Source organism: Mycobacterium sp. 852002-51971_SCH5477799-a, assembly GCF_001667145.1.
GTDB lineage: Bacteria > Actinomycetota > Actinomycetes > Mycobacteriales > Mycobacteriaceae > Mycobacterium.
The window spans coordinates 1-25,147 of sequence record NZ_LZIF01000047.1; the positions used below are offsets into that span (position 1 = coordinate 1).

At 67.9% G+C, this 25,147-nt stretch carries 24 protein-coding genes; 9 read left to right on the forward strand and 15 right to left on the reverse strand.

Features of this window, described 5'->3' with window-relative positions:
* The 5 genes from A5753_RS05235 to A5753_RS05255 all read left to right on the forward strand — a co-directional run.
* On the forward strand, window positions 1-1,068 hold a 1,068-nt coding region (locus A5753_RS05235), incomplete at its 5' end, for a hypothetical protein (RefSeq protein ID WP_067124144.1).
* A gap of 24 nt (window positions 1,069-1,092) precedes the next feature.
* Window positions 1,093-1,746 carry a DUF4129 domain-containing protein gene (locus A5753_RS05240; RefSeq protein WP_067124146.1) on the forward strand — a complete coding sequence of 218 codons (654 nt, stop codon included), beginning with the start codon at window positions 1,093-1,095 and terminating at the stop codon, window positions 1,744-1,746.
* Window positions 1,747-1,754: 8 nt separating this feature from the next.
* Window positions 1,755-2,885: a DUF4350 domain-containing protein gene (locus tag A5753_RS05245; protein ID WP_369829293.1), complete on the forward strand. Its 1,131-nt coding sequence runs from the start codon at window positions 1,755-1,757 to the stop codon at window positions 2,883-2,885.
* The gene (locus A5753_RS05250) at window positions 2,882-3,859 is read left to right on the forward strand and encodes a MoxR family ATPase (RefSeq protein WP_067124148.1); all 978 of its coding nucleotides are present in this window, start codon (window positions 2,882-2,884) and stop codon (window positions 3,857-3,859) included. The genes A5753_RS05245 and A5753_RS05250 overlap by 4 nt, the downstream gene beginning before the upstream one ends.
* Window positions 3,859-5,181 carry a DUF58 domain-containing protein gene (locus tag A5753_RS05255; protein ID WP_067124150.1) on the forward strand — a complete coding sequence of 441 codons (1,323 nt, stop codon included), beginning with the start codon at window positions 3,859-3,861 and terminating at the stop codon, window positions 5,179-5,181. The genes A5753_RS05250 and A5753_RS05255 overlap by 1 nt, the downstream gene beginning before the upstream one ends.
* Window positions 5,182-5,222: 41 nt before the next feature.
* On the opposite strand, the gene A5753_RS05260 is transcribed toward A5753_RS05255, so the two are convergent.
* Window positions 5,223-6,215, reverse strand: a complete 993-nt coding sequence (locus A5753_RS05260; protein ID WP_067124153.1) for a stage II sporulation protein M — start codon at window positions 6,213-6,215, stop codon at window positions 5,223-5,225.
* A 78-nt stretch (window positions 6,216-6,293) separates the two neighbouring features.
* Between A5753_RS05260 and A5753_RS05265 the strand changes: the two genes are divergently transcribed.
* Window positions 6,294-7,241 (forward strand): RDD family protein, encoded by a 948-nt coding sequence (locus A5753_RS05265; RefSeq protein ID WP_067124155.1) that lies wholly within the window; start codon window positions 6,294-6,296, stop codon window positions 7,239-7,241.
* Window positions 7,242-7,243: 2 nt separating this feature from the next.
* On the opposite strand, the gene A5753_RS05270 is transcribed toward A5753_RS05265, so the two are convergent.
* Complete coding sequence (locus A5753_RS05270) at window positions 7,244-7,633, reverse strand: hypothetical protein (RefSeq protein ID WP_067124157.1); 390 nt, start codon at window positions 7,631-7,633, stop codon at window positions 7,244-7,246.
* A gap of 194 nt (window positions 7,634-7,827) precedes the next feature.
* Between A5753_RS05270 and A5753_RS05275 the strand changes: the two genes are divergently transcribed.
* A complete protein-coding gene (locus A5753_RS05275; RefSeq protein ID WP_067124159.1) occupies window positions 7,828-8,532 on the forward strand; it encodes a PadR family transcriptional regulator in 705 nt (234 codons plus the stop codon).
* A gap of 31 nt (window positions 8,533-8,563) precedes the next feature.
* Here A5753_RS05275 and glpK read toward each other — a convergent pair whose 3' ends face one another.
* On the reverse strand, window positions 8,564-10,090 hold the full coding sequence (gene glpK, locus A5753_RS05280) for a glycerol kinase GlpK (protein ID WP_067124244.1): 1,527 nt from the start codon (window positions 10,088-10,090) through the stop codon (window positions 8,564-8,566).
* 136 nt (window positions 10,091-10,226) lie between these two features.
* Here glpK and A5753_RS05285 point away from each other — a divergent pair, with 136 nt between their 5' ends.
* Window positions 10,227-11,699, forward strand: a complete 1,473-nt coding sequence (locus A5753_RS05285; RefSeq protein ID WP_067124161.1) for a glutamate--cysteine ligase — start codon at window positions 10,227-10,229, stop codon at window positions 11,697-11,699.
* Window positions 11,700-11,709: 10 nt separating this feature from the next.
* Window positions 11,710-12,393, forward strand: coding sequence for a class I SAM-dependent methyltransferase (locus tag A5753_RS05290; RefSeq protein WP_067124246.1), 684 nt, complete (start codon window positions 11,710-11,712; stop codon window positions 12,391-12,393).
* On the opposite strand, the gene egtE is transcribed toward A5753_RS05290, so the two are convergent.
* The 12 genes from egtE to A5753_RS05350 all read right to left on the reverse strand — a co-directional run bounded on the left by egtE (window position 12,390) and on the right by A5753_RS05350 (window position 25,132).
* Window positions 12,390-13,496 (reverse strand): ergothioneine biosynthesis PLP-dependent enzyme EgtE, encoded by a 1,107-nt coding sequence (egtE, locus tag A5753_RS05295; protein WP_231990004.1) that lies wholly within the window; start codon window positions 13,494-13,496, stop codon window positions 12,390-12,392. The two genes, A5753_RS05290 and egtE, sit on opposite strands and share 4 nt — an antisense overlap.
* A 47-nt stretch (window positions 13,497-13,543) precedes the next feature.
* The gene (egtD, locus tag A5753_RS05300) at window positions 13,544-14,509 is read right to left on the reverse strand and encodes an L-histidine N(alpha)-methyltransferase (protein WP_067124165.1); all 966 of its coding nucleotides are present in this window, start codon (window positions 14,507-14,509) and stop codon (window positions 13,544-13,546) included.
* On the reverse strand, window positions 14,509-15,231 hold the full coding sequence (gene egtC / locus A5753_RS05305; protein ID WP_067124166.1) for an ergothioneine biosynthesis protein EgtC: 723 nt from the start codon (window positions 15,229-15,231) through the stop codon (window positions 14,509-14,511). Before egtC ends, egtD begins: the two co-directional genes overlap by 1 nt.
* A complete protein-coding gene (egtB, locus tag A5753_RS05310) occupies window positions 15,231-16,541 on the reverse strand; it encodes an ergothioneine biosynthesis protein EgtB (protein WP_067124168.1) in 1,311 nt (436 codons plus the stop codon). The genes egtC and egtB overlap by 1 nt, the downstream gene beginning before the upstream one ends.
* Window positions 16,538-17,851: an ergothioneine biosynthesis glutamate--cysteine ligase EgtA gene (gene egtA, locus A5753_RS05315; protein WP_067124170.1), complete on the reverse strand. Its 1,314-nt coding sequence runs from the start codon at window positions 17,849-17,851 to the stop codon at window positions 16,538-16,540. The genes egtB and egtA overlap by 4 nt, the downstream gene beginning before the upstream one ends.
* 182 nt (window positions 17,852-18,033) lie before the next feature.
* The gene (locus tag A5753_RS05320; RefSeq protein ID WP_369829294.1) at window positions 18,034-18,699 is read right to left on the reverse strand and encodes a sensor domain-containing protein; all 666 of its coding nucleotides are present in this window, start codon (window positions 18,697-18,699) and stop codon (window positions 18,034-18,036) included.
* Window positions 18,700-18,737: 38 nt separating this feature from the next.
* Window positions 18,738-20,186 (reverse strand): catalase, encoded by a 1,449-nt coding sequence (locus A5753_RS05325; RefSeq protein ID WP_067124174.1) that lies wholly within the window; start codon window positions 20,184-20,186, stop codon window positions 18,738-18,740.
* Window positions 20,187-20,414: 228 nt separating this feature from the next.
* Window positions 20,415-20,951, reverse strand: coding sequence for a hypothetical protein (locus A5753_RS05330; RefSeq protein WP_067124248.1), 537 nt, complete (start codon window positions 20,949-20,951; stop codon window positions 20,415-20,417).
* A 152-nt stretch (window positions 20,952-21,103) separates the two neighbouring features.
* The gene (locus A5753_RS05335; protein WP_197694590.1) at window positions 21,104-21,541 is read right to left on the reverse strand and encodes a hypothetical protein; all 438 of its coding nucleotides are present in this window, start codon (window positions 21,539-21,541) and stop codon (window positions 21,104-21,106) included.
* Between the two features lie 122 nt (window positions 21,542-21,663).
* Entirely contained in the window at window positions 21,664-22,815 is a 1,152-nt protein-coding gene (locus A5753_RS05340) for a DUF4185 domain-containing protein (protein ID WP_067124178.1), read from the reverse strand.
* Between the two features lie 7 nt (window positions 22,816-22,822).
* Window positions 22,823-23,866 carry an aspartate-semialdehyde dehydrogenase gene (locus tag A5753_RS05345; RefSeq protein WP_067124180.1) on the reverse strand — a complete coding sequence of 348 codons (1,044 nt, stop codon included), beginning with the start codon at window positions 23,864-23,866 and terminating at the stop codon, window positions 22,823-22,825.
* Window positions 23,867-25,132: an aspartate kinase gene (locus A5753_RS05350; protein ID WP_067124181.1), complete on the reverse strand. Its 1,266-nt coding sequence runs from the start codon at window positions 25,130-25,132 to the stop codon at window positions 23,867-23,869.
* Between the last annotated feature and the right edge of the window lie 15 nt (window positions 25,133-25,147).

Here is a 25,147-nt window from a genome sequence, read left to right on the forward strand (position 1 = left end):
GATCCGAAGCCCGCCTACGGCACACCTCCGGGCTATGGACCGCCATCCGGATACGGACCTGCGCCGGGCTACGGATCGCCGCAGCGCTTCGGTGGTTACGGACCCGTCAAACCAGGGATAATCCCGCTGCGGCCGCTGACCTTGGGCGACATTTTCAACGGCGCGGTCGGCTACGTCCGGGCGAACCCGAAAGCGACGCTCGGCCTGACCGCCATCGTCGTGGTGCTCATGCAGATCGTCACCAAGGTCGCATTCTTCGGACCTTTGGCCGCGGCCGACAGATTCTCCGGCGATCGACCCGGCGAACTGAGCTCGGCAGTCCTGGGTGCCTGGTCCGCGTCATTGATCGGCGGCATCCTGGTCAGCTGGCTGGGCGGCATGCTGCTGTCGGGAATGCTCACCGTCATCATCGGGCGGGCGGTTTTCGGGTCACCCATCACCATCGGCGAAACCTGGATCAAGATCCGCGGGCGCCTGCTGGCCCTGCTCGGCCTGGCGCTGCTGGAAGCCGTCGTTGTGGCGGCCGTTGCCGGCTTGGTCGCGGTGATCATCGGCGTGCTGGCGGCGATCGGCAGCGCCGCGGCGGCCGTAGTGCTGGGCATCCCGCTGGCGCTGACCGTCCTGGCGTTGGTGGTCTACCTGTACACGGTGGTGATATTCGCCCCGGTGCTGATCGTGCTGGAGCGGCTGCCGGTCATGGACGCGGTGACCCGATCGTTCAAGCTGGTTCGCAACGGCTTCTGGCGGGTGCTGGGAATCCGGGTGCTCGCGTTACTGGTGACATCCGTCGTCGCCAGCGCAGTCGCGGTGCCGTTCAGCATCGCCGGCCAATTCGTCCAAATCAGCTCGTCCGCCACGGCGTTCGTGGTCAGCACGGCGATTCTCTCGGTGGGGGCGGCGATCGGCGAGATCATCACCGCGCCGTTCAACGCGGGGGTCATCGTCCTGCTGTACACCGACCGCCGCATGCGTGCCGAGGCATTCGACCTGGTGCTGCAAAGCGGCGCCGCCCAGGGCCCCTACGCGGCCGCGTCCACCGACAACCTCTGGCTGACACGGCCCCTGTAAGGGCCGAGCGAGGACTAGCTGAGGATGCCTTCCATCGACATCGACCGCGATGCCGCGCATCGCGTCGCGCAGGACGAGCTCAACAAACCCATCTATTCGAAGGGCTCGCCCGGGCAACAATTCATCGACTGGGTCTTCGACGTGATTTACCGGCTGTTGCAGAAGATCTCCTCGGTTCCGGGCGGATGGTTCACCGCGACAGTGCTTTTCACCCTGCTCGCCATCGCAGTGATCGTCGGCATCCATATTCTGCGACGCACCATGCGCACCCGCCGCGGCGGTGACCACTCGCTGTTCGACACCGCCCAGCTGACCGCGGCCCAACATCGCGCGACCGCCGAAAGCTGCGCGGCCGAGGGCAATTGGGCCTCGGCGATTCGTCATCGGCTGCGCGCCGTCGCCCGCCAGCTCGAAGAAACCAAAGTGCTGACGCCCGCCCCCGGCCGGACGGCCAACGAGCTGGCCCGCGACGCCGGTGCCGCGTTGCCGCACCTGGTCAGCGAATTGAGGCAAGCGGCAATGGCGTTCAACGATGTCACCTACGGAGAACAACCCGGCACCCAGGCCGCCTACCAAATGGTCGCCGACCTGGACGACCACCTGCTGACCCGCTGGCAGGGCGGTCCGCTCGAGCCGGGCCGGCCCGCCGCAACCGAGTCGTGGGCGCAGGTGCGGTGATGTCGACGATGACCGGTGCGGGTCCCGAAGCCACGCCGCGGCGCTGGCGCTCCTGGCGCTGGGCGCTCGTCACGCTCCTGGTGCTCGCCGTCATCGCCGGCATCGACGCGTATCTGAACGCACCGCGACCCGGTCCCCGCATGGACCCGGCGTCAACCAACCCTGAGGGTGCGCACGCGCTGGTGGAGTTGCTGCGCGGCGCCGGAGTCGACGTCGTCGTGGCCCACAACATCGCTGACGTCGAAAATGCGGCACGCCCGGACGCGTTGATACTCGTGGCCGAGAGCCAAAACCTCACCGACACGCTCCTAGACCGGCTGGACAATGTCCATTCGGACCTGCTGCTGGTGCAACCGACGGCACGGACCCGCGGGGCCCTGCTGCCCGGCGTGCGGATATCGCACGCCAAAGGTTTTGACCTCGAACCGAATTGCACGATGCGCGAGGCTGTCCGGTCCGGGCCGGTCCGGTTCGGGCTGAGCAACACGTACGAGTCCGAAGACGGCCGCGCGATGACTCGCTGCTATGACGGCGCGCTGATCCGCTTCCGCAACGACGGACGCACCGTCACAGCCGTCGGCAACACCGACTTCATGACCAACGGCAGCCTGCTGCAATCGGGTAACGCCGCGCTGGCGATGAACCTCGCGGGCGACCGGCCCCGGCTCGTCTGGTACGCACCGCACGACGTCGAGGGTGAATCCTCGCCCAAGTCAACGCTTTTAGAGCTGCTTCCGTCCAAAGTGTTCTGGCTCGTCGGGCAATTGGCGCTGGTGGTGCTGCTGGTCGCCGCGTGGAAGGCCCGCCGCCCGGGCCCGCTGGTGGCCGAGGAGTTACCGGTGGTGGTGCGCGCATCGGAGACCGTCGAGGGCCGCGGCCGGTTGTACCGGTCCCGACGGGCACGCGATCGCGCGGCCGCCGCATTGCGCGCAGCCACGCTGGCGCGGCTGCTGCCGCGGCTCGGCCTCGGTGCGGGCGCTTCGCCGTCGGCGGTGGTGACCACCTCGGCCGGGCGCATCGGATCGGATCCGGCGTTCGTCTCCTACCATCTGTTCGGTCCGCCCCCGACGACCGACAACGACCTGTTACAACTTGCCCGTGCGCTCGACGACATCGAAAGGCAGGTCGCACGCCAGTGACACAACCCACTACCGCCCAATCCCCCACCGCTGAATCGGCGCGCGAGGCGCTGCTGGAGTTGCGCGGCGAGCTGGCCAAGGCCGTCGTCGGACAGGAGGGCGTGGTCAGCGGCTTGGTGATCGCGCTGCTGTGTCGCGGCCACGTGCTGTTGGAAGGCGTTCCGGGAGTGGCCAAGACGCTACTGGTCCGGGCACTGTCCGCGGCGCTGCAGTTGGAGTTCAAGCGGGTGCAGTTCACCCCCGACCTGATGCCCGGCGACGTGACGGGTTCGCTGGTGTACGACGCGCGCACCGCCGCGTTCGTGTTCCGGGCCGGTCCGGTGTTCACCAATCTGTTGCTGGCCGACGAGATCAACCGGACCCCGCCCAAGACCCAGGCCGCGCTGCTCGAGGCGATGGAAGAGCGTCAGGTCAGCGTCGATGGCGAACCGCAGCCGCTGCCCGACCCCTTCATCGTGGCCGCGACCCAGAACCCGGTGGAATACGAGGGCACTTACCAGTTGCCCGAGGCCCAGCTGGACCGCTTTCTACTCAAACTGAATGTGACACTCCCGCCCCGGGACGCCGAAATCGCCATCCTGCATCGGCACGCGCACGGCTTCGACCCGCGCGATCTGTCGGCGATCAAGCCGGTGGCCGGACCCGCCGACCTGGCGGCCGGCCGCGACGCCGTACGAAGCGTGCTGGTTGCCGACGAGGTGCTGGGCTACATCGTCGACATCGTCGGGGCCACCCGCTCCTCCCCCGCGCTGCAACTCGGCGTGTCGCCCCGCGGGGCGACCGCCCTGCTGGCGACGGCGCGCTCCTGGTCCTGGTTGTCGGGACGCAACTACGTCACTCCCGACGACGTGAAGGCGATGGCCCGCCCGACGCTGCGGCACCGGGTGATGTTGCGGCCCGAGGCCGAACTCGAAGGGGCCACGCCCGACGGCGTGCTCGACGGGATCTTGGCGTCGGTTCCGGTGCCCCGCTAGTGGTCCTGACCGGACGCACCGGGTTGGTCGCACTGATCTGCGTCCTGCCCATCGCGTTGTCTCCTTGGCCGGCAACGGCTTTCGTGGTCCTGTTGCTAGTGCTGGCGATCGCGGTGGCCGTCGACGCCGTTCTGGCGGCCAGCACCGCCAAGTTGCGCTACGTGCGTTCCCCGGACCGCTCGGCCCGCCTCGGGCAGCAGGTGGACTGCGACCTACTGATCCACAATGACGGACCTCGCCGGTTCCGCGGCCAGATCCGCGACGCCTGGCCGCCCAGCGCCCAGGCGCAACCGCGCATCCACCCCATCGACCTCCCCGCCGGGCAAGACCAGCACGTCCAAACCCGGCTCCAACCGGTTCGCCGCGGCGACCAGCGGGCAACGCTGGTGACCGCCCGATCCATCGGCCCGCTGGGGCTGGCGGGACGGCAGAGTTCGCGACCGGTGCCGGGGCAGCTGCGGGTGCTGCCCCCGTTTCTGGCCCGCAAGCACCTGCCGTCGCGGCTGGCCAAGCTACGTGAGATCGACGGCCTGCTGCCCACGCTGGTCCGCGGTCAGGGAACCGAATTCGACTCGCTGCGAGAATATGTCGTCGGCGACGACGTGCGCTCCATCGACTGGCGCGCCACCGCGCGTCGCGCCGATGTGGTGGTGCGCACCTGGCGGCCCGAACGCGACCGGCGGGTGGTGATCGTGCTCGACACGGGCCGCACGGCAGCGGGCCGGGTCGGCGTAGATCCGACCGCGTCGGATCCCGCGGGCTGGCCGCGGCTGGATTGGTCGATGGACGCCGCACTGCTGTTGGCGGCGCTGGCATCGCGCGCGGGGGACCACGTCGACTTCCTCGCCCACGATCAGGTGAGCCGCGCCGGTGTGTTCGGCGCCTCGCGCACCGAGCTGCTCGCCCAGCTGGTCGACGCGATGGCGCCCCTGCAACCGACACTTGTCGAATCCGACTGGCGGGCGATGGTTTCCACCATCGCGCTGCGCGCCCGCCGGCGGTCCTTGGTGGTGCTGTTGACCGACCTCAATGCGGCCGCCCTCGAAGAGGGCCTGTTGCCCGTGTTGCCGCAGCTGTCGGCCAAACATCGTCTGCTGCTGGCCGCGGTCGCCGACCCGCGCGTCGACCAGATGGCCGGGGGGCGCGCGGATGCCGCGGCGGTGTACGACGCGGCGGCCGCCGAACGCTCCCGCAATGACCGCGGCGCGATCGCCACGCGGCTGCGTCGCGGCGGGGTGGAAGTCGTCGACGCCCCGCCCACCGAATTGGCGCCCGCCCTTGCCGATCACTACCTGGCGATGAAAGCGACCGGGCGCCTGTAGGTGCCGGTCATCGGGCGGCCCCAGGCCGTTGACACGGCCGCTCAGCGAGTCGGAACGACGTCGGGCGACTCTTCTATATCACCGCTTTCACCTGCCTTCACAGCGCGGCGGCCGAAGTAGACGATGTAGGACAAGAACGCCACCTCGGCGATGACGCCGATGCCGACCCGCACGGACGTCGGAAGCGGGGACGGCGTCACCACTGCTTCGATCAACCCCGAGACCAGGAGCACCGCGACCAGACCGACCGCGACCGAGACGACGGCGCGGCCCTGTTCGGCGAGTACCTGACCGCGAGGCCGGTCGCCAGGGGAGATCACCGACCATCCGAGCCGCATTCCCGTTGCGCCCGAGAGGAATACCGCCGTGAGTTCCAGCAGGCCATGCGGGGCGAGCAGACCTAGCAGCAGGGCGCCCTTCCCGGCGGGAAACATCAAGCCGGCAGTGACGCCCAGGTTGGCGGCATTCTCCAACAACACCAGGGGAATCGGCAGTCCCAACACCACCGACATTGCGATGCATTGAGCGGACACCCACGAGTTGTTCACCCAGATCTGCAGCGCGAACGCCGCGGCGGGATGTTCGCTGTAGTACGACTCGACGTCGTGGTTGATCAATTGCTCGATGTCCGTGGGTGTTCCGATCAAGGACTGCACGTCCGGGCTGCCGGCGACCCACAGCGCGACGATCACGACCACGGCAAAGAACGCCGCCGCCGTACCCACCCACCAACGCCAGGTGCGGTAGGCAACTACCGGGAACGACACCGTCCAGAACCTCTTGATCGTACTGCTCAGGGGCGCATGAGCACCGGTCACCGCGGAACGGGCCCGCGCCACCAGGCTCGAGAGCCGACCGATCAACACCGAATCCGACGAAGCCGAACGCAGCATCGACAGGTGGGTGGAGACCCGCTGGTACAGGTCGACGAGTTCGTCGATCTCCGCACCGGATAGCGACCGGCGCCGCCCGATCAATTGGTCCAGGCGGTCCCAGGTAGGGCGATGGGCCAGCACGAACGCGTCGACATCCACCCTCGGCAGCCTAATCGCACCGCAGGCACAGCTCAGTGCGGCGGGCCACACACAACCCAACCTGTACCGTTCGGAGTTATGTCGGAGGTGGTGACCGGGGACGCTGTGGTGCTCGATGTGCAGATCGCCCAGCTGCCGGTGCGGGCGTTGAGCGCGCTGATCGATATCGCGGTCATGGTCATCGGTTACCTGCTCGGCCTGATGTTGTGGGCTGCCACCCTGACTCAATTCGATACCGCGCTGTCCCAAGCGATCCTGCTGATCTTCACGGTGCTGGTGGTGGTTGGTTATCCGCTGATTCTCGAAACAGCAACGCGGGGACGCTCGGTGGGCAAAATCGCGATGGGCCTGCGTGTCGTGTCCGACGACGGCGGCCCAGAACGCTTCCGCCAGGCGTTGTTTCGCGCCCTGGCATCGTTGGTGGAGATCTGGATGTTGTTCGGGAGCCCCGCCGTCATCTGCAGCATCTTGTCCCCCAAAGCCAAAAGGATCGGCGACATCTTCGCCGGCACGGTGGTGGTCAACGAACGCGGACCTCGCCTCGGGCCGCCGCCGATGATGCCGCCCTCGCTGGCGTGGTGGGCATCGTCGCTGCAGTTGTCGGGGTTGTCCGCCGGTCAGGCCGAGGTTGCGCGTCAATTCCTCTCCAGGGCAACACAACTCGACCGTCAGCTGCGCATACAGATGGGATACCGGATCGCCGGCGACGTGGTGGCCCGCATCGCGCCGCCGCCTCCTCCCGGCGCTCCGCCGGAACTCGTGCTCGCCGCGGTTCTCGCCGAGCGCCACCGCCGCGAACTGGCCCGGCTGCGGCCGGTCATGCCCGCGCCGGGGCAACCGCCGACAGGTTCGGCGCCGTGGCCACCGCCTGGCCCCGCATACCAGGGCCCCCCGGCTTGGCCAAGCCCGCCGTCGGGTGCGGTACCGCAACCGCCAGCACCGGCCACGGGGTGGCCGGGACGGCAACCCGGCCCCTCCGGCCCGCAAGAATCCGATGCGCCCGCCGGTTTCTCCCCGCCGAGCTAGCGCTAGCCGGCCACACTCGCCGCCATCAGCAGGACGTCGGCCACCAGCAGCGCCCAGCCGCACAGCGGAACCGCGATACCGCCCCGGCGTTTGGCGGTGAAGAACGAGATGACGATGACGACGACGGCGACCGCGGGCGCGCCGTAGAACGCGACGCCGAAGTTGATCCCGCCGTGGCCCAGGTTGGGACAGCTGCGATCGCTGCAGCCGTCGGTGCTCATTACAGCGCCGAGCGCGAAGAGCATCACGAGCGCGGCGGCGGGCACCGTCGCCAGCGCCAGCCCCCAGTTGATCCACGGCCAGGTGCTCCGGGTCCGGGCGCCATCGGGTCGCCCAGCTGCGGCCGAGCCGCCGCTACCCCTATCGACCTGCAAGTTGTTGTCGGGATCCATCCCGATAGTTCCTACCCGCCGTTCGGCGCATGCAAACCGCCCTGGCGGCCCGGATGGGGTCAGGAGTTCTCCAGTTCAGGCGCTCCCACCGAGATTGTTCCGACGTTCACCGTTGCATCGCGTTAGTTTTCGATATATCGTGATATTTCGTAGCGCACGACCGGTGCGCAACACACAAGCGTAAGGACAGAACAATGACAAACCCATTCACTCCCCCCGAGGGCCCCTTCGCCGGCCGACCCGGCTTCGGCTTCGGCTCCGGCCCGGTCGACCGGCGTGCCCTGCACGAGGCACGGCGCCAGGCCCGACGGCACTTCCGCGAGCATCTGCGCGATCATGCCGGTGGCCACGACGGCCCACTCGGATTCGGACCCGGTTTCGGACCGGGATTCGGTCCAGGCTTTGGTCCCGGCTTCGGCCCCGGTGGCCGGCGCGGCGGATGGCGCCGCGGCGGGCCGGGTCGCGGCAAGCGCGGCGACGTGCGAGCGGCCATCCTCAAGCTGCTCGTTGAGCGGCCGATGCACGGCTACGAGATGATCCAGCAGATCGCCGAACGGAGCAACGGACTCTGGAAGCCAAGCCCCGGCTCGGTGTACCCGACCCTGCAACTGCTCGACGACGAAGGTCTGATCAACGCGAGCGAAACCGAAGGCAGCAAAAAGCTTTTCGAGTTGACCGAACAGGGCCGCGCCGCGGCCGAAAAGATCGAGACCCCGCCGTGGGACGAGATCACCGAAGGGGCCGACCCCGGTCACATGAACCTGCGGGCCGCCGTGGGTCAATTGTTCGGCGCGGTCGGGCAGTCCGCCCACACCGCTTCGGCCGAGCAGCAGCAGCGCATCGTCGACATCCTCAACAATGCGCGGCGTGAAATCTACGGCATTCTCGGCGAAGACTGAGTGCCTCCGGCGGGCCCTGGATGAGGCGACGTCACGTCACGTCGACCCAATCCAGGGTCCGCTGCACGGCTTTTCGCCAGCCCGCGTAACCTGCGGCGCGCTGCTCGTCGTTCCAGGTGGGCGACCATCGCCTGCCCTCTTGCCAGTTGGCACGCAGGTCCGCCGGATCGGCCCAGAACCCCACCGCGAGACCGGCCGCATAGGCCGCGCCGAGCGCGGTCGTCTCGGCGACGACCGGCCGGACCACGTCCACCCCCAGCACGTCAGCCTGAATCTGCATGCACAGGTCATTGCCGGTGATACCACCATCGACCTTCAAGACCTCAAGGCGCACACCGGAATCCGCCGCCATGGCGTCGACCACGTCGCGACTTTGATAGCAGATCGCTTCCAGCGTCGCGCGCGCCAGATGCGCGTTCGTGTTGAACCGCGACAGCCCGACGATCGCGCCGCGCGCATCCGATCGCCAGTAGGGCGCGAACAACCCGGAAAACGCGGGGACGAAATAGACGCCCCCGTTGTCGTCGACCTGGCGCGCCAGCGATTCGCTTTGGGCGGCCCCGCTGATGATGCCCAGCTGATCGCGCAGCCACTGCACGGCCGCGCCGGTCACCGCGATCGAACCCTCTAGCGCGTACACGGGTTTGGTGTCACCGAACTGATAGCAGACGGTGGTGAGCAACCCGTTGTCGGACCGCACGATCGTCTCACCGGTGTTGAGCAGCAGGAAATTCCCGGTGCCGTAGGTGTTTTTGGCTTCCCCTTCGGACAGACACACCTGACCCACCATCGCCGCGTGTTGATCACCAAGAATCCCGGTGATCGATACCTCGCCACCGGCCGGCCCCGCGTCCGAGGTCACGCCGTAGGGCTGCGGCGACGACGACGGGCCGATCATCGGCAGCATCGCGCGAGGAATGGAGAAGATCGACAGCAGCTCGTCGTCCCAGTCCAACGTCTCCAGGTTCATCAGCATGGTCCGGCTGGCGTTGGTCACGTCGGTGGCGTGTACGCCGCCCCGGGGCCCCCCGGTCAGGTTCCACAGCACCCAGGTGTCGGGGGTGCCGAACAACGCATCGCCGCTTTCGGCTGCCGGACGCACGCCATCAACGTTCTCCAGAATCCATTGCAGCTTGGCGCCGGAAAAGTAGGTGGCCGGGGGCAGGCCGGCCTTGCGGCGGATTACGTCGCCGCGACCGTCGCGTTCCAGCGCCGAGGCGATCCGGTCGGTGCGGGTGTCCTGCCAGACGATCGCGTTGTAGTAGGGCCGTCCGGTCTTGCGGTTCCATACCAGCGTGGTCTCGCGCTGGTTCGTAATACCCAGCGCGGCAATGTTTTCCGAACTCAGATTGGCCCGGTTCAACACCGACATCAGCACCGAGGAGGTGCGCTCCCAGATCTCGACCGGGTCGTGCTCCACCCAGCCGGCCCGGGGCAGGATCTGTTCGTGCTCGAGTTGATGGCGGGCGACTTCGGCACCACCGTGATCGAAGATCATGCAGCGAGTGCTGGTGGTCCCCTGGTCGATGGCTGCGACGTATTCGGCGAACTCGGCCAACTGTTCTCCTCCACCCGTGAGCTCGGACACGTTTAGCGGCAAAAGTCCATCATGGTCTACCCGCGGGACGGACGATGCGGCGACTGCGACTCATGAGAGCTTGCGTTACCGGCGGTAACCCTGTTGCATCTGCGTTGTGGGCGAAGAGGTCAAGCGCACCACGTACGACAGCGCGCATCGGCGGGAATACCGCCGCAAGGTACAGCTGTGCCTGGACGCCTTTAAAACAATGCTGGCCCGCTCATGCTTTGAGTCCGAGCAACCGCTGACCGGCATGGAGATCGAGTGCAATCTTGTCGACGCCGACTACCAGCCGGCGATGTCGAACCGCCATGTTCTCGACGCCATCGGCGACCCTGCGTATCAGACCGAATTAGGCGCCTACAACATCGAATTCAACGTTCCACCGCACGCGCTGCCCGGGCACACCACATTGGATCTCGAGGCAGAGGTGCGGGCCAGCCTGAACGAGGCCGAAACCAAGGCCAGCGCCGCCGGCGGCGCCCACATCGTCATGATCGGCATCCTGCCCACGCTGATGTCCGAACACCTCGACCACGGCTGGATGAGCGAGTCGACGCGATACGCCGCCCTCAACGACTCGATCTTCACCGCCCGTGGCGAAGACATTCCCATCGACATCTCCGGTCCCGAACCGCTGAGTTGGCACACAGCCACGATCGCACCCGAATCCGCCTGCACCAGCATGCAATTGCACCTGCAGTTGGCGCCCGAGACGTTCGCCGCCAACTGGAATGCGGCGCAGATCGTGGCCGGCCCGCAGCTGGCGCTGGGCGCCAATTCGCCCTTCTTCTTCGGGCACCTGCTCTGGGCCGAAACCCGCATCGAGCTGTTCACCCAGTCCACCGATACGCGGCCCGAGGAGCTGAAAACCCAAGGCGTACGTCCGCGGGTGTGGTTCGGTGAGCAGTGGATCGGCTCGGTCCTGGACCTCTACCAAGAGAACGTCCGATACTTCCCGTCGCTGCTGCCCGAGGTGTCCGACGAGGACCCGGTCGCCGAGCTGGCGGCCGGGCGCATCCCGCAGCTTGCCGAACTGCGCCTGCACAACGGGACCGTCTACCGGTGGAATCGCCCGGTGTACGACGTGGTCGATGGCCGCCCCCATCTGCGACTGGAGAACCGGGTGTTGCCGGCCGGACCGACCGTCATCGACATGCTGGCGAACTCGGCCTTCTTCTACGGCGTGCTGCGCAGCCTGTCCGAAGCCGACAATCCGCTATGGGACAGCATGGATTTCGGTGTGGCAGAAGGCAATTTCCTGGCGGCGGCGCGCTACGGCATCGACGCCCGGCAGCACTGGCCGGGGACGGGTGAGCTAAGCGCCCGCGAACTCGTGCTCGACACGCTGCTGCCGGTCGCCGACGAAGGCCTGCAGCGCTGGGGCGTCGACCCCGAGGTGCGCGACCGGTTCCTCGGGGTCATCGAGGGCCGGGCCCGAGCCGGGCGCAACGGTGCCAGCTGGCAGGTGTCGACCGTGCGGGCATTGCAGGACGGCGGCATGAGCAGGCCTGCGGCGCTGGCGGAGATGCTTCGCCGGTACTGCGACCACATGCATGCCAACGAACCGGTGCACACCTGGGAGTAGCTTGGAAACCATGGCTGATCAAGTGATGGACTGGGACGGCGCGTATCGCGAGCAGGCCCACTTCGAGGGCCCACCGCCGTGGAACATCGGTGAGCCACAACCCGAACTCGCGGCGCTCGTCGCGGCCGGTAAGTTTCGCAGCGACGTGCTGGACGCCGGATGCGGGTTCGCCGAGCTGTCGCTGACACTGGCCGACCAGGGTTACACCGTGGTGGGCGTCGACCTGACACCGACGGCCATCGCGGCGGCTACCCAGGCCGCCCAAGACCGCGGCCTGACCACGGCCACCTTCGTGCAGGCGGACATCACGTCGCTCACCGGCTATGACGGACGGTTCTCCACCGTGGCCGACAGCACGCTGTTTCACTCGTTGCCGATCGAGGGGCGCGACGGCTACCTGAGGTCGGTACACCGGGCAGCCGCCCCGGGGGCCAACTACTACGTGCTGGTCTTCGCCAAGGGTGCCTTCCCGGCGGAGATGGAGACCAAGCCCAACGAGGTCGACGAGGACGAACTGCGCGACGCGGTGAGCAAGTACTGGGAGATCGACGAGATCCGGCCGGCCTTCATCCACGCGAACATCCCGCCGGTAGTTCCTGCCGACGCTCCCTTCGAATTTCCGCAGCACGATCGTGACGACAAGGGCCGGATGATGATGCCTGCCTACCTGTTAACCGCACACAAAGCCGGCTAACCGGTCGCGGTCGCCGCGGTGGCGGCGATGAGCGCCTCGGCGAAAGTTTCCAGGTCTTCGGCCGTGGCGTCCACGTGCGGCGAGATCCGCAGCACCGGTTGCGTCAGCTCCAGCGGCGCCCGCTGCACCCCGGCGAACGTGGTCAGGATCCGCCGCTCGGCGAGCAACCAGGCCCGCACCGCCTTCGGGTCGGCGCCGTCCTTTGGCGCCAAAGTGGTGATGGCACTGGGTTCTTCGACCTCCTCGACCACCGTCCAGCCGGTCACATCGGCCAGCACTGTGCGGCTCAGGCTGCCCACCTCGGCCAGACGCGCGCAAACCGCCTGTGGCCCGTACGCCAGATGCTCGCCCATTGCGAGCGAAAAACCCACGCGCGCGGCGACATTCGCCTCGCCGAACTCCAGCTGTTCGGCCACGGTCGGCGAGCCGCCCTTGCGAGCCCACTGCGGCGCGGCCAGCCGTGGGCGCAGGCTTTGCATCAGCTCGCGGCGCACCCCGAGCATCCCGACACCGCGCGGCCCGGCGATCCATTTGCGCGACGAGGAGTAGGTCACGTCGGCGTCCGCCGCGACGTCGACCTGGCCCAGTGCCTGCGCCGCGTCGACCACGAGCGGCAGCCCCAACTCCCGGCAGAGTTGGGCGACCATCGAAACCGGTTGCACCACACCGCAATGGCTGGCCACCGCGGTCAGGTGCACCAGGGCCGGCGGATCGGCGTCCAACGCCAGTGCCGCGTCGTCCAGCGCGATCCGACCGTCGTCCATGGCCGGCAACAGCTGCCGGTCGAACCCGTGCGCGGCCAGCAGGGCAAGGTTGGGCCCGTACTCGCCGGGCAGGCAAGCCACCGTAGCGCGCTCCGCCGGCCAGCTGCCCAGCAGCAGATCCAATGCGTTCAGCGAGCCGGTGGTGAAAACCATTTCGGCATCCGGCATTCCGGTCAGCGCGGCGAATGCGACGCGTCCTGCATCGAGCACCGGTGCCGCCGCCTCCGCCGCGACATAGCCACCGACCTCGGACTCATTGCGGGCGTGCTGCGCGGTGGCCTCGATCACTGCCAGGCTCTGCCGGGAGCACGCCGCGTTGTCCAGGTGCAGCCCCGCCATCGGCGGGCGGGCTGACCGCCATCGCTCGGCCAGCGCGTTGGCGCCGGTCACTTCACGGCCAACGACAACCCGAAGTCGCCCGCCTCGTCGGTCCACCACCGGGTCCGACGCAGTCCCGCCGCGGCCAATTCGCCGGTCACCTTGTCGGAGCGGAACTTACACGACACCTCGGTGAGCATCTCCTCGCCGGCCTCGAAGTCGACGATCAGCTCGAGCGCACCGACCCGCACCCGCTGGCGCCGGTCGGACCGCAGCCACATCTCGATGCGTTCTTCCGCGCCGTTCCACCGGGCCACGTGCCGATAGGCGTCGACGTCGAAGTCGGCATCGAGTTCACGGTTCACCACCGCGAGTACGTTGCGGTTGAACGCCGCCGTCACCCCGGCGGCGTCGTCGTAGGCGCGCACCAACCGCTCGGTGTCCTTGACCAGGTCCGTGCCCAGCAGCAGGCTGTCGCCGGGTCGCATCTGCGCGGACAGCGCGGCAAGAAACTCCGCGCGCGGTCCGGGCGTGAGGTTGCCGATCGTCGAACCCAGGAACACGAACAGCCGCTGCCCGCCTTGGGGGATCTCGGTCAGGTGCTCTTCGAAATCGCCGCATACAGCCTTGATTTCGACTCCCTCGTACTCCTGCTGGATGGCCGCGGCGGCGGTCGACAGGATGCTGGCGTCGACGTCGAACGGGACGAACCTGCGCAGCGAATCCCGCGCTCGCAGCGCGTCGAGCAGCACCCGCGTTTTCTCCGACGTGCCGCTGCCCAATTCCACCAGGGTGTCGGCCGCGCTGGCCGATGCGACTTCGGCCGCCCGGGCGCGCAAGATCTCGGCTTCGGCGCGCGTCGGGTAGTACTCCGGCAGCCGGGTGATCTGATCGAACAGATCACTGCCGACCGCATCGTAGAACCATTTGGGCGGCAATGCCTTCGGCGTCTTCTGCAGGCCGTCCAGCACGTCGCGGCGCAACGCGTGGTACGCGGAGTCGGCGGCCAGGTGGTTCGACAGCGACAGCGTCATCAAGATCCTCTCGACTGGTCCAGCGGCGTCAGCGCGACACCGTCGGAAGAGACTTCGACAAGGTGGCGGTCGGGCACGTCCTCCCAGTCGGAGTCGTTGTCATAGGGTTCACTGGCCAGGACCACACCGTCCGGGCGGCGCAGGATGGACAGCGTGTCACCCCAGGCCGTCGCCAGCATGCGAGAGCCGTTGGCGGCCAAGATGTTCAGCCGGGCGTTGGGGTCGGCGGTGGCTACCTCGGCGAGGGTGTCCCCCAATGCGTCGAGGCCGCGCTCGAAGATGGTGGCCGCCAATATCGCGCTGTCACAGACCGATTCCGCGGGCGCCGTCGTCGGTAACACGGCCCGGTCGACGATTCCGTTGTGCGACAACAACCACTGCCCGTCGGTGAACGGCGCACACGCGCTGGCCTCGATCGGCATGCCGACGGTGGCCGAACGCACCGCCGCCACCACGCAGTGACTGCGCAGCGCGGGCGCGACGGAATCGAACGACACGTCGCCCCACAGCGGCGCCTGACTGCGCCAGCGGCGCGGCACTCCGCCTCGCGCAAAGCCATGCGAGGAGGTGTCGAAAAACCCGACGCCCCAACCGTCGGCGTTGAGCAGGCAGTGTTTTTGCCGGCGCGGCGCATAGGACTGCACGCGCAGTCCGAACGGCGGGTCGAGCACCAACGAGGAAACCGTGACGTCCCTGCCCAGCCAGCCCAGGTGCCGGCACATCAGGCGCGATCCCCGGCGTCGGAAACGTCCCACGCCAATCGGACGCCGTTGAAGATCTGGCGCCGGTAGGGGTGATCCCAGTTGCGGAAGCTCGGCCGCATGATCCCTGCCTCCACGGCCCACGAGCCGCCGCGCAACACCCGGTAATCACCGTCGAAGAAGGGCTGCGAATACCGCTCGTAGAGCATCGGAGCGAACCCCGGCCAAGGCCGCAGCGGTGAGCTGGTCCACTCCCACACCTCGCCGAGCATCTGCTCGGCCCCGTACGCCGATGCGCCGCCGGGGTAGGCGCCGACGGGCGCCGGACGCAACGCGGTGCCGCCCAGGTTGGCCAGCGCCTCGTTCGGTTTGCTCTCGCCCCAGGGGTACCGGCGCCGCGTGTTGGTGGACGGATCCCAGGCGCAGGCCTTCTCCCACTCCATCTCGGTGGGCAGCCGCGCCCCGGCCCAGGCCGCGTACGCCTCGGCCTCGAAATAGCTGACGTGCTGGACGGGTTCGTCGGCGGGGATGTCCTCGACGTGGCCGAACCGGGTGCGGGTCGTGCCGTCGGAGCTCCAGAACTGCGGCGCGGTCAGGCCGGCGGCCTTTCGGTGCTGCCAGCCACGCTCCGACCACCAGCGCGGCTGGTCGTAGCCGCCGTCGTCGACGAACCCGCGCCATTCGCCGTTGGTGACCGGAACCCGCCCGATCCGGAACGCGGGCAGGTCGACGACGTGGGCTGGCCGCTCGTTGTCCAGCGAATGCGGTTCGCTCGTGGCGTCCACGCCGAGCACGAATTCGCCGCCGGGCACCAGCACCGACGTGCCGGCCAACCCCGCTCGACCGGCCGGCAGCACGGAGGCGTCCCGCAAAAGCGGTGCGCCGCTGCGCAAATTCAGTGCCTGCAGCATGGTTTCGTCATGCTGGTTTTCGTGGCTGACCACCATCGCGTACACGAACGCCGCCTCGTCGCCGGCGGGATCGTCGGGCAGCATGTCAAGCGCGTCGAGCACGGCGGACCGCACGGTTCGGCAATATGCCCGCGCCTCCTTCGGCGAAAGCAGCGGCAGCTCGACGCGGCTGGCGCGGGAATGCACGAAGGCGTCGTAGAGCCCCTCGACCGCCGGCGGCAGCATCCCGGGCCGCGCGGGATCACCACCGCGCAACAGCCACAGTTCCTCCTGCTGACCGATGTGCGCGAGGTCCCACACCAGCGGGCTCATCAACGGGTCGTACTGCCGGCAGAGTTCGGCGTCGTCGAAATCGACCAGCCGTAGCGTCCGCGCCCGCGTCCGGGCCAAGTCGTCGGCGATGCCCTCCCGTGACGTCACAGCTCCCCTTGAGCCAGTCGCGCCACCGTCGGCGCGAGGCCGTACTCGATCACCTGGTCGGAGAACTCGTCGCCGGGGCAGCGGCCCTGGTCGACAAGGCGGACCAACCGCTGCATCGAATCGCCCAGCTCGGCCGGGGCTTTCGCGGCGGCGACGGCCAGGCACGCGTTGGCCGCCGCGTACAGCCGCCGATCCCGCAGCCCCACTCGGGCCGCGGTGTCCCATGCGGTGGCAACCGGTTCGACCGCCTCGGCCGCGGTGTCGGCGGCGGCCGCGTCATCGAGCAGGACCGCCAGGGTGAACGCCACGGCGGGCCACAACGCGTCCGGCACGCTGTCCAAATAACGGATCTCCAGCCACTGCCTGGGCCGCACCGGCGGGAACAACGTGGTCAGGTGGTACTCGAGGTCAGCGACGCTGGGTCGGCGATCCGAAAGCAGCTCGCGGCCGTCGACCCAGTCGGCGAACGGCACCCAATGCGTGACGGCCTCGGCGTCGGGGTTGTGCACCAGCATCACCGGTGCCTTGAGCGCATACCGGGCCCAGTCGGTGCCCGGGTCGTCGCCGCTGGCCCCCAGGATGGGTCCGCAGCGCGCTGAGTCCATCCGGCCCCACACTCGCTGCCGGCTCGACACCCAGCCCGTGAATTCACCGCCCAGCATCGGCGAGTTCGCCGTTACCGCGATCATGGTGGGCCCCAACGCATGTGCCAGGCGCACCCGCGCCGCCCAGCCTTCCCGCGGCCCAGCGTCCACGTTGACTTGAATCGATGCGGTGGACGTCATCATCGCGGCACCCGCTTCCCCCGACTCGCTGGCCGCGAAGAACCGTTCCATGGCGCGATACCGGGCGCCGGGGTTGATGCGTTTGGGCGGCCGCAGCGGGTCGGCGCCGAGGAAGACCAGTCCCAGCCCGGCCTGAGCGAACGCCGGCTGCAGCACGGCCTGATCCCGGCGCATGGCGTCGATGGCGGGCAGCACGCCGTCGGCCGGCGGCCCGGACAGTTCGACGGCGCCACCCGGCTCCACGGTGACCCTGCTGCCCCCGGGTAACGCGGGGAGCGCATCGAGCACGCCGGCGATCTCGTTCCAGCTCGGTCTGCGGTGCGGATCGGCCGGGTCGTGGCAATGGGCTTCCAACTCCAGACCGATGCGGCCCAGCGGGGCGTCCACCAGACATCCCTCGGCGATGTACTGCGCGACGGCCGCGGAGTCGGCCAGCTCGGCGATGTCCAGCCCCGGGGCGGGGTCGGCACCGGCCACCCGCGACTCCGACTGCGAAGCCGCGGAGGTGATCGGCGCGAACGTCATATCACGATCCCTTCGGGTCCGGGCAAGCCTGTGCATGGACTTGCGGACCGCTTCCCTGCGGCAGCTAATCGAACGATAATCGGCACGATTTCGTCTAGTGCTTCATCTATCAGATGCCCCCGACATATTCCCTTCCCCGGGCCTCCGAATGCACGGGGAAGACGGATACACAGAACGCCCGATTACTGCCCCAGGGCGTTCTGCATCGCCCCGGCCAGCACGTTCACCGCGGGCCCGGCGTTGCCGGATTGGCACACTTTCGCTTGCAGCAACACATTTTCGCGCAGCCTGGTTTGATTGAAGCACCGGCGATCGGTGCCCGCCTCCTGCTTGGTCCAGTTCTCGTCGGCGGGGCCGGCCGGGCCGCCGTCGAACGACCAAACCTGGGTGCTGCCGTTGTCCAGGTGGAGCGCGGTCGTCTGTCCCGAACAGCCCACCGTTCGATCCACCACCCGATGAAATGCCCGGCCCGCGGCGTCATTGGTGGCGAACACCCCGACGGCCTGTTTGACCAGATGGGTCTGGTCGGTGGCCGACGTCTGGGTGAGGGCCCCGTTGAACGACGCCAGGTCCGGATCGTTGTACACCTCGGGCAAACCGATGTCGGCCCAGTTGTTGCACTCCGGGAGGTCCACCCAGTCGCCCTGCCCGGGCTGGGTGAACACCGACTCCCAGCCCATGGGTCCGCCGACGATGTTGCCGACCGAGCCTTTGCCCAGCACGGCGTAGTTCACCACGCCCGGCTCCGACGGGTGCGCGGCCGCGGTCGCCGCCACGGTGGTCGCGGCCAAGGCCAAGCCGACGGCCAACACGGCCCCTTCTATTTGGGCAACCTGCGAAACCCGCATGGGCATGCAGCGATCATGCCAGGCCCGCGGACGTGCGGTCAGCCCCCGCTGCCCCGGACGCCTTCCTCGACCTTCTTCCCGAGGTCGGGATCGACGTTGCGCCAGTACTCGAACACCCGGGAGAGCACCGGCTCCTTCACGCCCTGGGACACGTGGCCAATGATGTTGTCCGCCAAGCGTTCCCGGGCCGCGTCGTCGAGGACTTCGCGGACCATGGTGCCGGCTTGGCCCCAGTCGTCGTCCTCGGGGTGCAGCGTGTACGCCGACCGGACCATGTCACCGTCGGCATGCCAGCGGATCTCGGCGGCGCGTGCCGGCTCGGCGTGCGGCCCACCGTAGGAGTTGGGCGCATACACCGGGTCGGAGACGTTGTTGATCCGCATGGCCCCGTCTTTGGAGTAGCTGTTCACCTCGAATCTGGGGGTGTTGACCGGGATCTGGCGGTAGTTGGTCCCTAGCCGGGCGCGATGCGCGTCGGAGTACGAGAAGCCCCGGGCCTGAAGCATCTTGTCCGGGCTCAAGCCGGTGCCGGGCACGGTGTTGTTCGGCTCGAACGCGGCTTGCTCGATCTCGGCGTGGTAGTCGGTGACGTTGCGGTTCAGCGTCATCCTGCCGACGTCGATCAACGGGTAATCGCCGTGCGGCCACACCTTGGTCAGGTCGAAGGGGTTGAACCGGTAGTTCTTGGCTTCTTCGTACGGCATGATCTGCATCTTCAGCGTCCAGCTCGGGTGATCCCCGCGTTCGATCGAATCGAACAGGTCGCGCTGGTGGTAGTCGCCGTCCTCGCCGGCCAACCGGTCAGCGTCCTCCTGCGTCAGGAACTCGATGCCCTGATCGGTGATGAAGTGGTACTTCACCCAGAAGATCTCGCCGGCCGCGTTGATCCAGCTGTAGGTGTGGCTGCTGTAGCCGTTCATATTCCGCCAGGTCTTGGGGATTCCCCGGTCGCCCATCAACCAGGTCACCTGATGCGCCGACTCCGGGGAGAGACTCCAGAAGTCCCACTGCATGTTGTGGTCGCGAACATTGCTTGCCTGCAAGCGCTTCTGGGACCGGATGAAGTGCTGGAATTTCAACGGATCGCGCATGAAGAAAACCGGTGTGTTGTTGCCGACGAGGTCGAAGTTGCCTTCGCTCGTGTAGAACTTGAGGGCGAAGCCGCGCGGGTCGCGCCAGGTGTCTGGGCTGCCCCGCTCGCCGGCGACGGTGGAAAACCTGGCCAACATGTCGGTTTTGGTGCCGGGTTGGAAAACCGCGGCCCTGGTGTACCGGCTGACGTCATTGGTCACTTCGAAATGACCGAACGCGCCACCACCTTTGGCGTGCGGCTGACGCTCCGGGATGCGCTCGCGATTGAACATCGCCATCTGTTCGATCAGGTAATGGTCCTGCAACAGAATCGGCCCGTCTGGGCCGATCGTCAGCGACTGATCGTCGCTCGGCGCAGCAATACCGGCGTCATTGGTCGTGAAACGCTCCGTCATTACGCTCTCTCCTCGTCACCGGGCTGAAGGCCGAAGCACCGAGATCGCACCACCTCGCCGAAGCCGCCTAAACAGCAAGCATTTTCGGCACGTCGGTGAAAGTCCCGGATCTTCCGACCCGCAATCGAGTACCCCTCGTCTTGAGCTGGTCAAGAAAATGCGGGCACTCTAGATCGATTGCCCACTACGGGTTAGTACCCATTCCTGGCAGGACTTAAGTGAGCGCAATCAGGGACGCGGCGCGGGCGCACCGGGGGGCGGGGGCTGCCCGGGGCCGCTGACACCCGGGCCGGCATGCGGTCCGCCGGGACCGCCCGGACCGCTCGGGGGCATCGGAACGATCAACCCGGGTCCGCCGGGCCCATATCCCCCCGGTCCGTTGTCGGGTCCCGGACCACCGGGTCCGCCGTAATACGGTCCGTAGCCGCCGCCGGGGCCGCCATACTGCCCAGGCCCGTTACTCGGCCCGGGGCCGCCAGGTCCCCAGGGCCCATTGCCCGGTCCGGGATTGCCGGCGCCGCCGGGGTGGAACATGCCGTGATGATGCTGGCAGGGGTGCTGGTGCTTCCAGATGTAGGCACCGACAAAGAACAGCGACGTGAGGATGAAGACGACGCCGGCGACGATCACCACCCAGGCCGCCGCGGTGTACAGCCGCGGCGTTTCCACCCGGTGCGGGTGTGGTTGCGACGGCGGCTCAGCGACTTGTGTGGCGGGCGTCGGCGCGGTGGTCGGCTCAACTGGTGGTTCGGGTGTCTCGCTCATGCCTTGCATATTGCCCCGCATACCTGTGCCCTAACAGGTCTCGGCTACGAAAATGTTGTGAATCGAGACGCGTCGGTTAGGCCGCGGTGACCGCACCGAAAAGGGGCCCGGCGCTCGCGAGGAGCGCCGGGCCACTGGTTGATGAGGGTTTTTCAGTTGGTCAGCACGATGACGCTCGGGACCTGTCCCGGCGCGCCGTGGGCCGTGGCTGCCGAGTGGAAGACCGACGGCGGGAGCTGACCCGGGGCCATGCCGCTGGGACGCACGCCCGAGGTAGTCGGAGGAGCGGTCGTGGCACCCGGACCGTTCTGTCCGCCCTGTCCGCCCTGACCGCCGGGTGCGCCCGGGCCACCGAAGTTGCCGGGTCCACCAGGACCGCGGTGGTGAACCATCGCGTGGTGGTGCTTGTGGTGGTGGCCGTGATGGCCGCCGCGGTGGCCGAGGATGAAGCCGGTGAAGAAGATGACCGCGAGGATGAACACGATCCCGGCGACGATGGCGACCCACGCGGCGATTTGGAAGACCCGCGGGGCCCGGTAGGCCGCTACCGCTTCCGCGGCGGCCGGTGCAGTTGCGGTGGAGTGCCGCACAGTGGGGGTTTCAGATGTTTCACTCATGAGACAAATGATGAAGCCGTTAACAGTAGTGGCCGCTATGCGCTACTTATGTAGGAGCTGTGAACTAAAGCGCCCGGTCAGCGGGTGAAAACGCGCTATTCGGGCCGCAGCGGGTTGACCGCGAACTGGATCACGCGGTACGGCGCGGCGACCCGCGCCCGAGTGTCCCACTGGCTCACGAAAATTCGCAGCTCGTCGAGCGTCGAACCCGGCGAGATGTAGCCGCCATACGGTTGAGCGAGCCGGTTGTCGTAGGGCGGCGGCAGGCTCTCCGCCGGCTCGGGCCACTCGTCGTGCTGCACCACCGTGGTGACCGGCGCGTCGCCCAGCGACGTCGGATCGTCGGCCACCCGGACCTCCATGTTGCCGGTGACGGCGTTGAAATAGGACAGTACCGCCTTGCCGTCGATCTGCCGGATGCACAACTCTCCCACCGCGTCCGGCCACAGCGGTGTCGGCGGCTTGCCCCAGCCCCCGCCCGGGCCCGCCGCCCAACCCTGCCATCGCGACCGGTCGGTGAAAGTCTGCGGCGTGGCCCGATACAACAGCACCGGATCCCTGCGAGTGAAACTGTCGGCGACTATGTACACCCACCCGCTGGGTGACGCCGAGGTGGGAATCGGGTCGTAGTAGCCGCTGATCTGCGTCTGCGAGCCGCCCTGGTACGACGCGGGTCGCTTGGATCCAGGGATCGTCTGCCAGCCCGCGCGCGCCGGTTCGGCGGTCACCAGCCGGGATGTCTGCGGCTCGAGGTTCTTGGTCGTCGTCACCAACAGGTAGTTGCGCCGGTTGATCTGCACCACCCCGGCAGGTAGCTGCGAGGCGCCGGGCGGCGCGGGCTCGGCCAGGAGCGGATTGCTGATGCCGGTGACCCCGGTGTAGCGGACCCCGCCAGGGTCGTCGACGGACGAGGTGTCGACGCGCAACGCGACCGGCGCGTACCAACCGCCGAATCCGACCCCTTGCCCGGCGAAGCTGTCGCCGCAGACCTGGAGCAATTCGGCGGGAAACTCGACGAACTCGCACAGGTCGGTCGCGCCGATGCCGTAGTCCACGGTCGGCGTGCCGGTTCCGGCGCTGGGACCGATGCGCAACACCTGGCCGGGCGCCAGCGGTTGCAGCACGGGCTCAGGGGCGGGCGCCGCCGGGTCGGCGCGCGCGACGCTCATCCATTGCGGCAGAACCAATATTGCCGACGCGGCGAACAGTGAGCACCGCGCGGCCAAGCGAATGTGGGCGGTGCTCACCCGCTTGTCACCGCTGGGCGGCCAGCAGCTCGGCGATCTGAATGGTGTTCAGCGCCGCCCCCTTGCGCAGATTGTCACCGGAGATGAACAGTGCCAGACCGCGGCCCTCGGGCACCCCGGGGTCGTGCCGAATCCTGCCGACCAGGGATTCGTCGACGCCGGCGGCCGCCAACGGGGTCGGCACGTCGACGACCTTGACGCCGGGGGCGGTGTCGAGCAGCTCGCGGGCCCGCTGGGGTGACAGCGGCCGGGCGAATTCGGCGTTGATGGACAGCGAGTGTCCGGTGAACACCGGTACCCGCACACAGGTGCCGCTGACGGCCAGGTCGGGGATGCCGAGGATCTTGCGGCTCTCGTGGCGTAGCTTCTGGTCCTCGTCTGTCTCCCCGGAGTCGTCGGCCACCAGCGATCCGGCCAGCGGCACCACATTGAAGGCGATTGGCGCCACGTAGGTCTTTGGCGGCGGGAACTGCACCGCGCTGCCGTCGTGCACCAGCTCCTCGGCCCCGTCGATGACCGCACGCGCCTGCGACGCCAACTCCTCGACCCCGGCGATCCCGCTGCCGGACACCGCCTGATAGCTGGACACCACCAGGCGCTGCAGCCCGGCTTCCTCGTGCAGCACCTTGAGCACCGGCATGGCGGCCATCGTGGTGCAGTTCGGGTTGGCGATGATGCCCTTGGCCAGCGAGCGCGCGTCCCGGACGTCCCGGTCGAAGTTCACCTCGGATACCACCAACGGCACTTCCGGGTCCTTGCGCCAGGCCGACGAATTGTCGATCACTGTCACCCCGGCCGCGGCGAAGCGCGGCGCCTGCACCAGCGACATCGTCTTGCCTGCCGAGAACAACGCGATGTCGAGGCCGCTGGGGTCCGCCGTCGCGGCGTCCTCGACCTCGATCTCCTGGCCGCGGAATCCCAACTTGCGGCCCTGCGAGCGTGACGACGCGAAGAAACGCACCGACGTCGCGGGGAAGTCCCGCTCGTCGAGCAACCGGCGCATCACCTGACCGACCTGGCCGGTGGCGCCCACAACTCCGATGGCAACCATTTATCTACCCGTCCCCGCGTACACGGTCGCCGACTCCTCGCCGCCGAGCCCGAACGCCTCGTGCAACGCCACGACGGCCTTGTCTAGTTCGGTGTCGCGGCACAGCACCGAGATGCGGATCTCGGACGTGGAGATCAGCTCGATGTTGACGCCCACCTCGGCCAGGGACTCACAGAAGGTGGCGGTGACCCCGGGGTGGCTGCGCATGCCCGCTCCGATCAGCGACACCTTGCCGACGTGATCGTCGTAGAGCAGCTGGCTGAACCCGATCTCATCCCGAAGTGCGTCCAGTCTGGCCACCGCGGTGGGCCCGCTGTCGCGCGAGCAGGTGAAGGTGATGTCGGTCTTGCCGTCCTCGATCTTGGAGACGTTCTGCAACACCATGTCGATGTTCACGTCGGCGTCGGCGAGCGCCCGGAAGACCCGAGCGGCGTACCCCGGAATGTCGGGAATGCCGACGACGGTCACCTTGGCCTCGCTGCGGTCGTGCGCGACTCCGGTCAGGATGGGGTCTTCCATGGCTATGTCCTTGATCGTTCCGACGACTATGGTGCCTGGGTTTTCCGAATAGGAGGATCGGACGTGCACCGGCATGTTGTAGCGGCGTGCGTACTCGACGCAGCGCAGCATCAAAACTTTGGCGCCGCACGCCGCCATCTCGAGCATTTCCTCGAAGGTGACCGTGTCCAGCTTGCGGGCGTTGTGCACGATCCTCGGGTCGGCGCTGAAAATGCCGTCGACGTCGGTGTAGATCTCGCAGACGTCGGCGTGCAGCGCCGCGGCCAGGGCCACCGCCGTGGTGTCCGAACCCCCGCGTCCCAGCGTGGTCACGTCGCGGGTGTCCTGGCTGACACCCTGGAATCCGGCGACCAGCACGATGCGTCCCTCGTCGAGCGCGGTCTGTAGCCGCCCCGGGGTGACGTCGATGATCTTGGCGTTGCCGTGCGTGCCGGTGGTGATCACCCCGGCCTGCGAACCGGTGAACGAGCGCGCCTGCGCACCCAGCGATTCGATCGCCATTGCGACCAGTGCGTTGGAGATTCGCTCACCGGCGGTCAGCAGCATGTCGAGTTCGCGCGGTGGCGGCGCCGGACAGACCTGGTGGGCCAGATCCATCAAGTCGTCGGTCGTGTCGCCCATCGCGGAGACGACGACTACCACATCGTTGCCCTGCTTCTTGGTAGCGACGATGCGCTCGGCCACTCGCCGGATCCGGTCGGCGTTCGCCACTGAGGATCCGCCGTACTTCTGCACGACGAGCGCCACGTTGTTCCTGCCTCT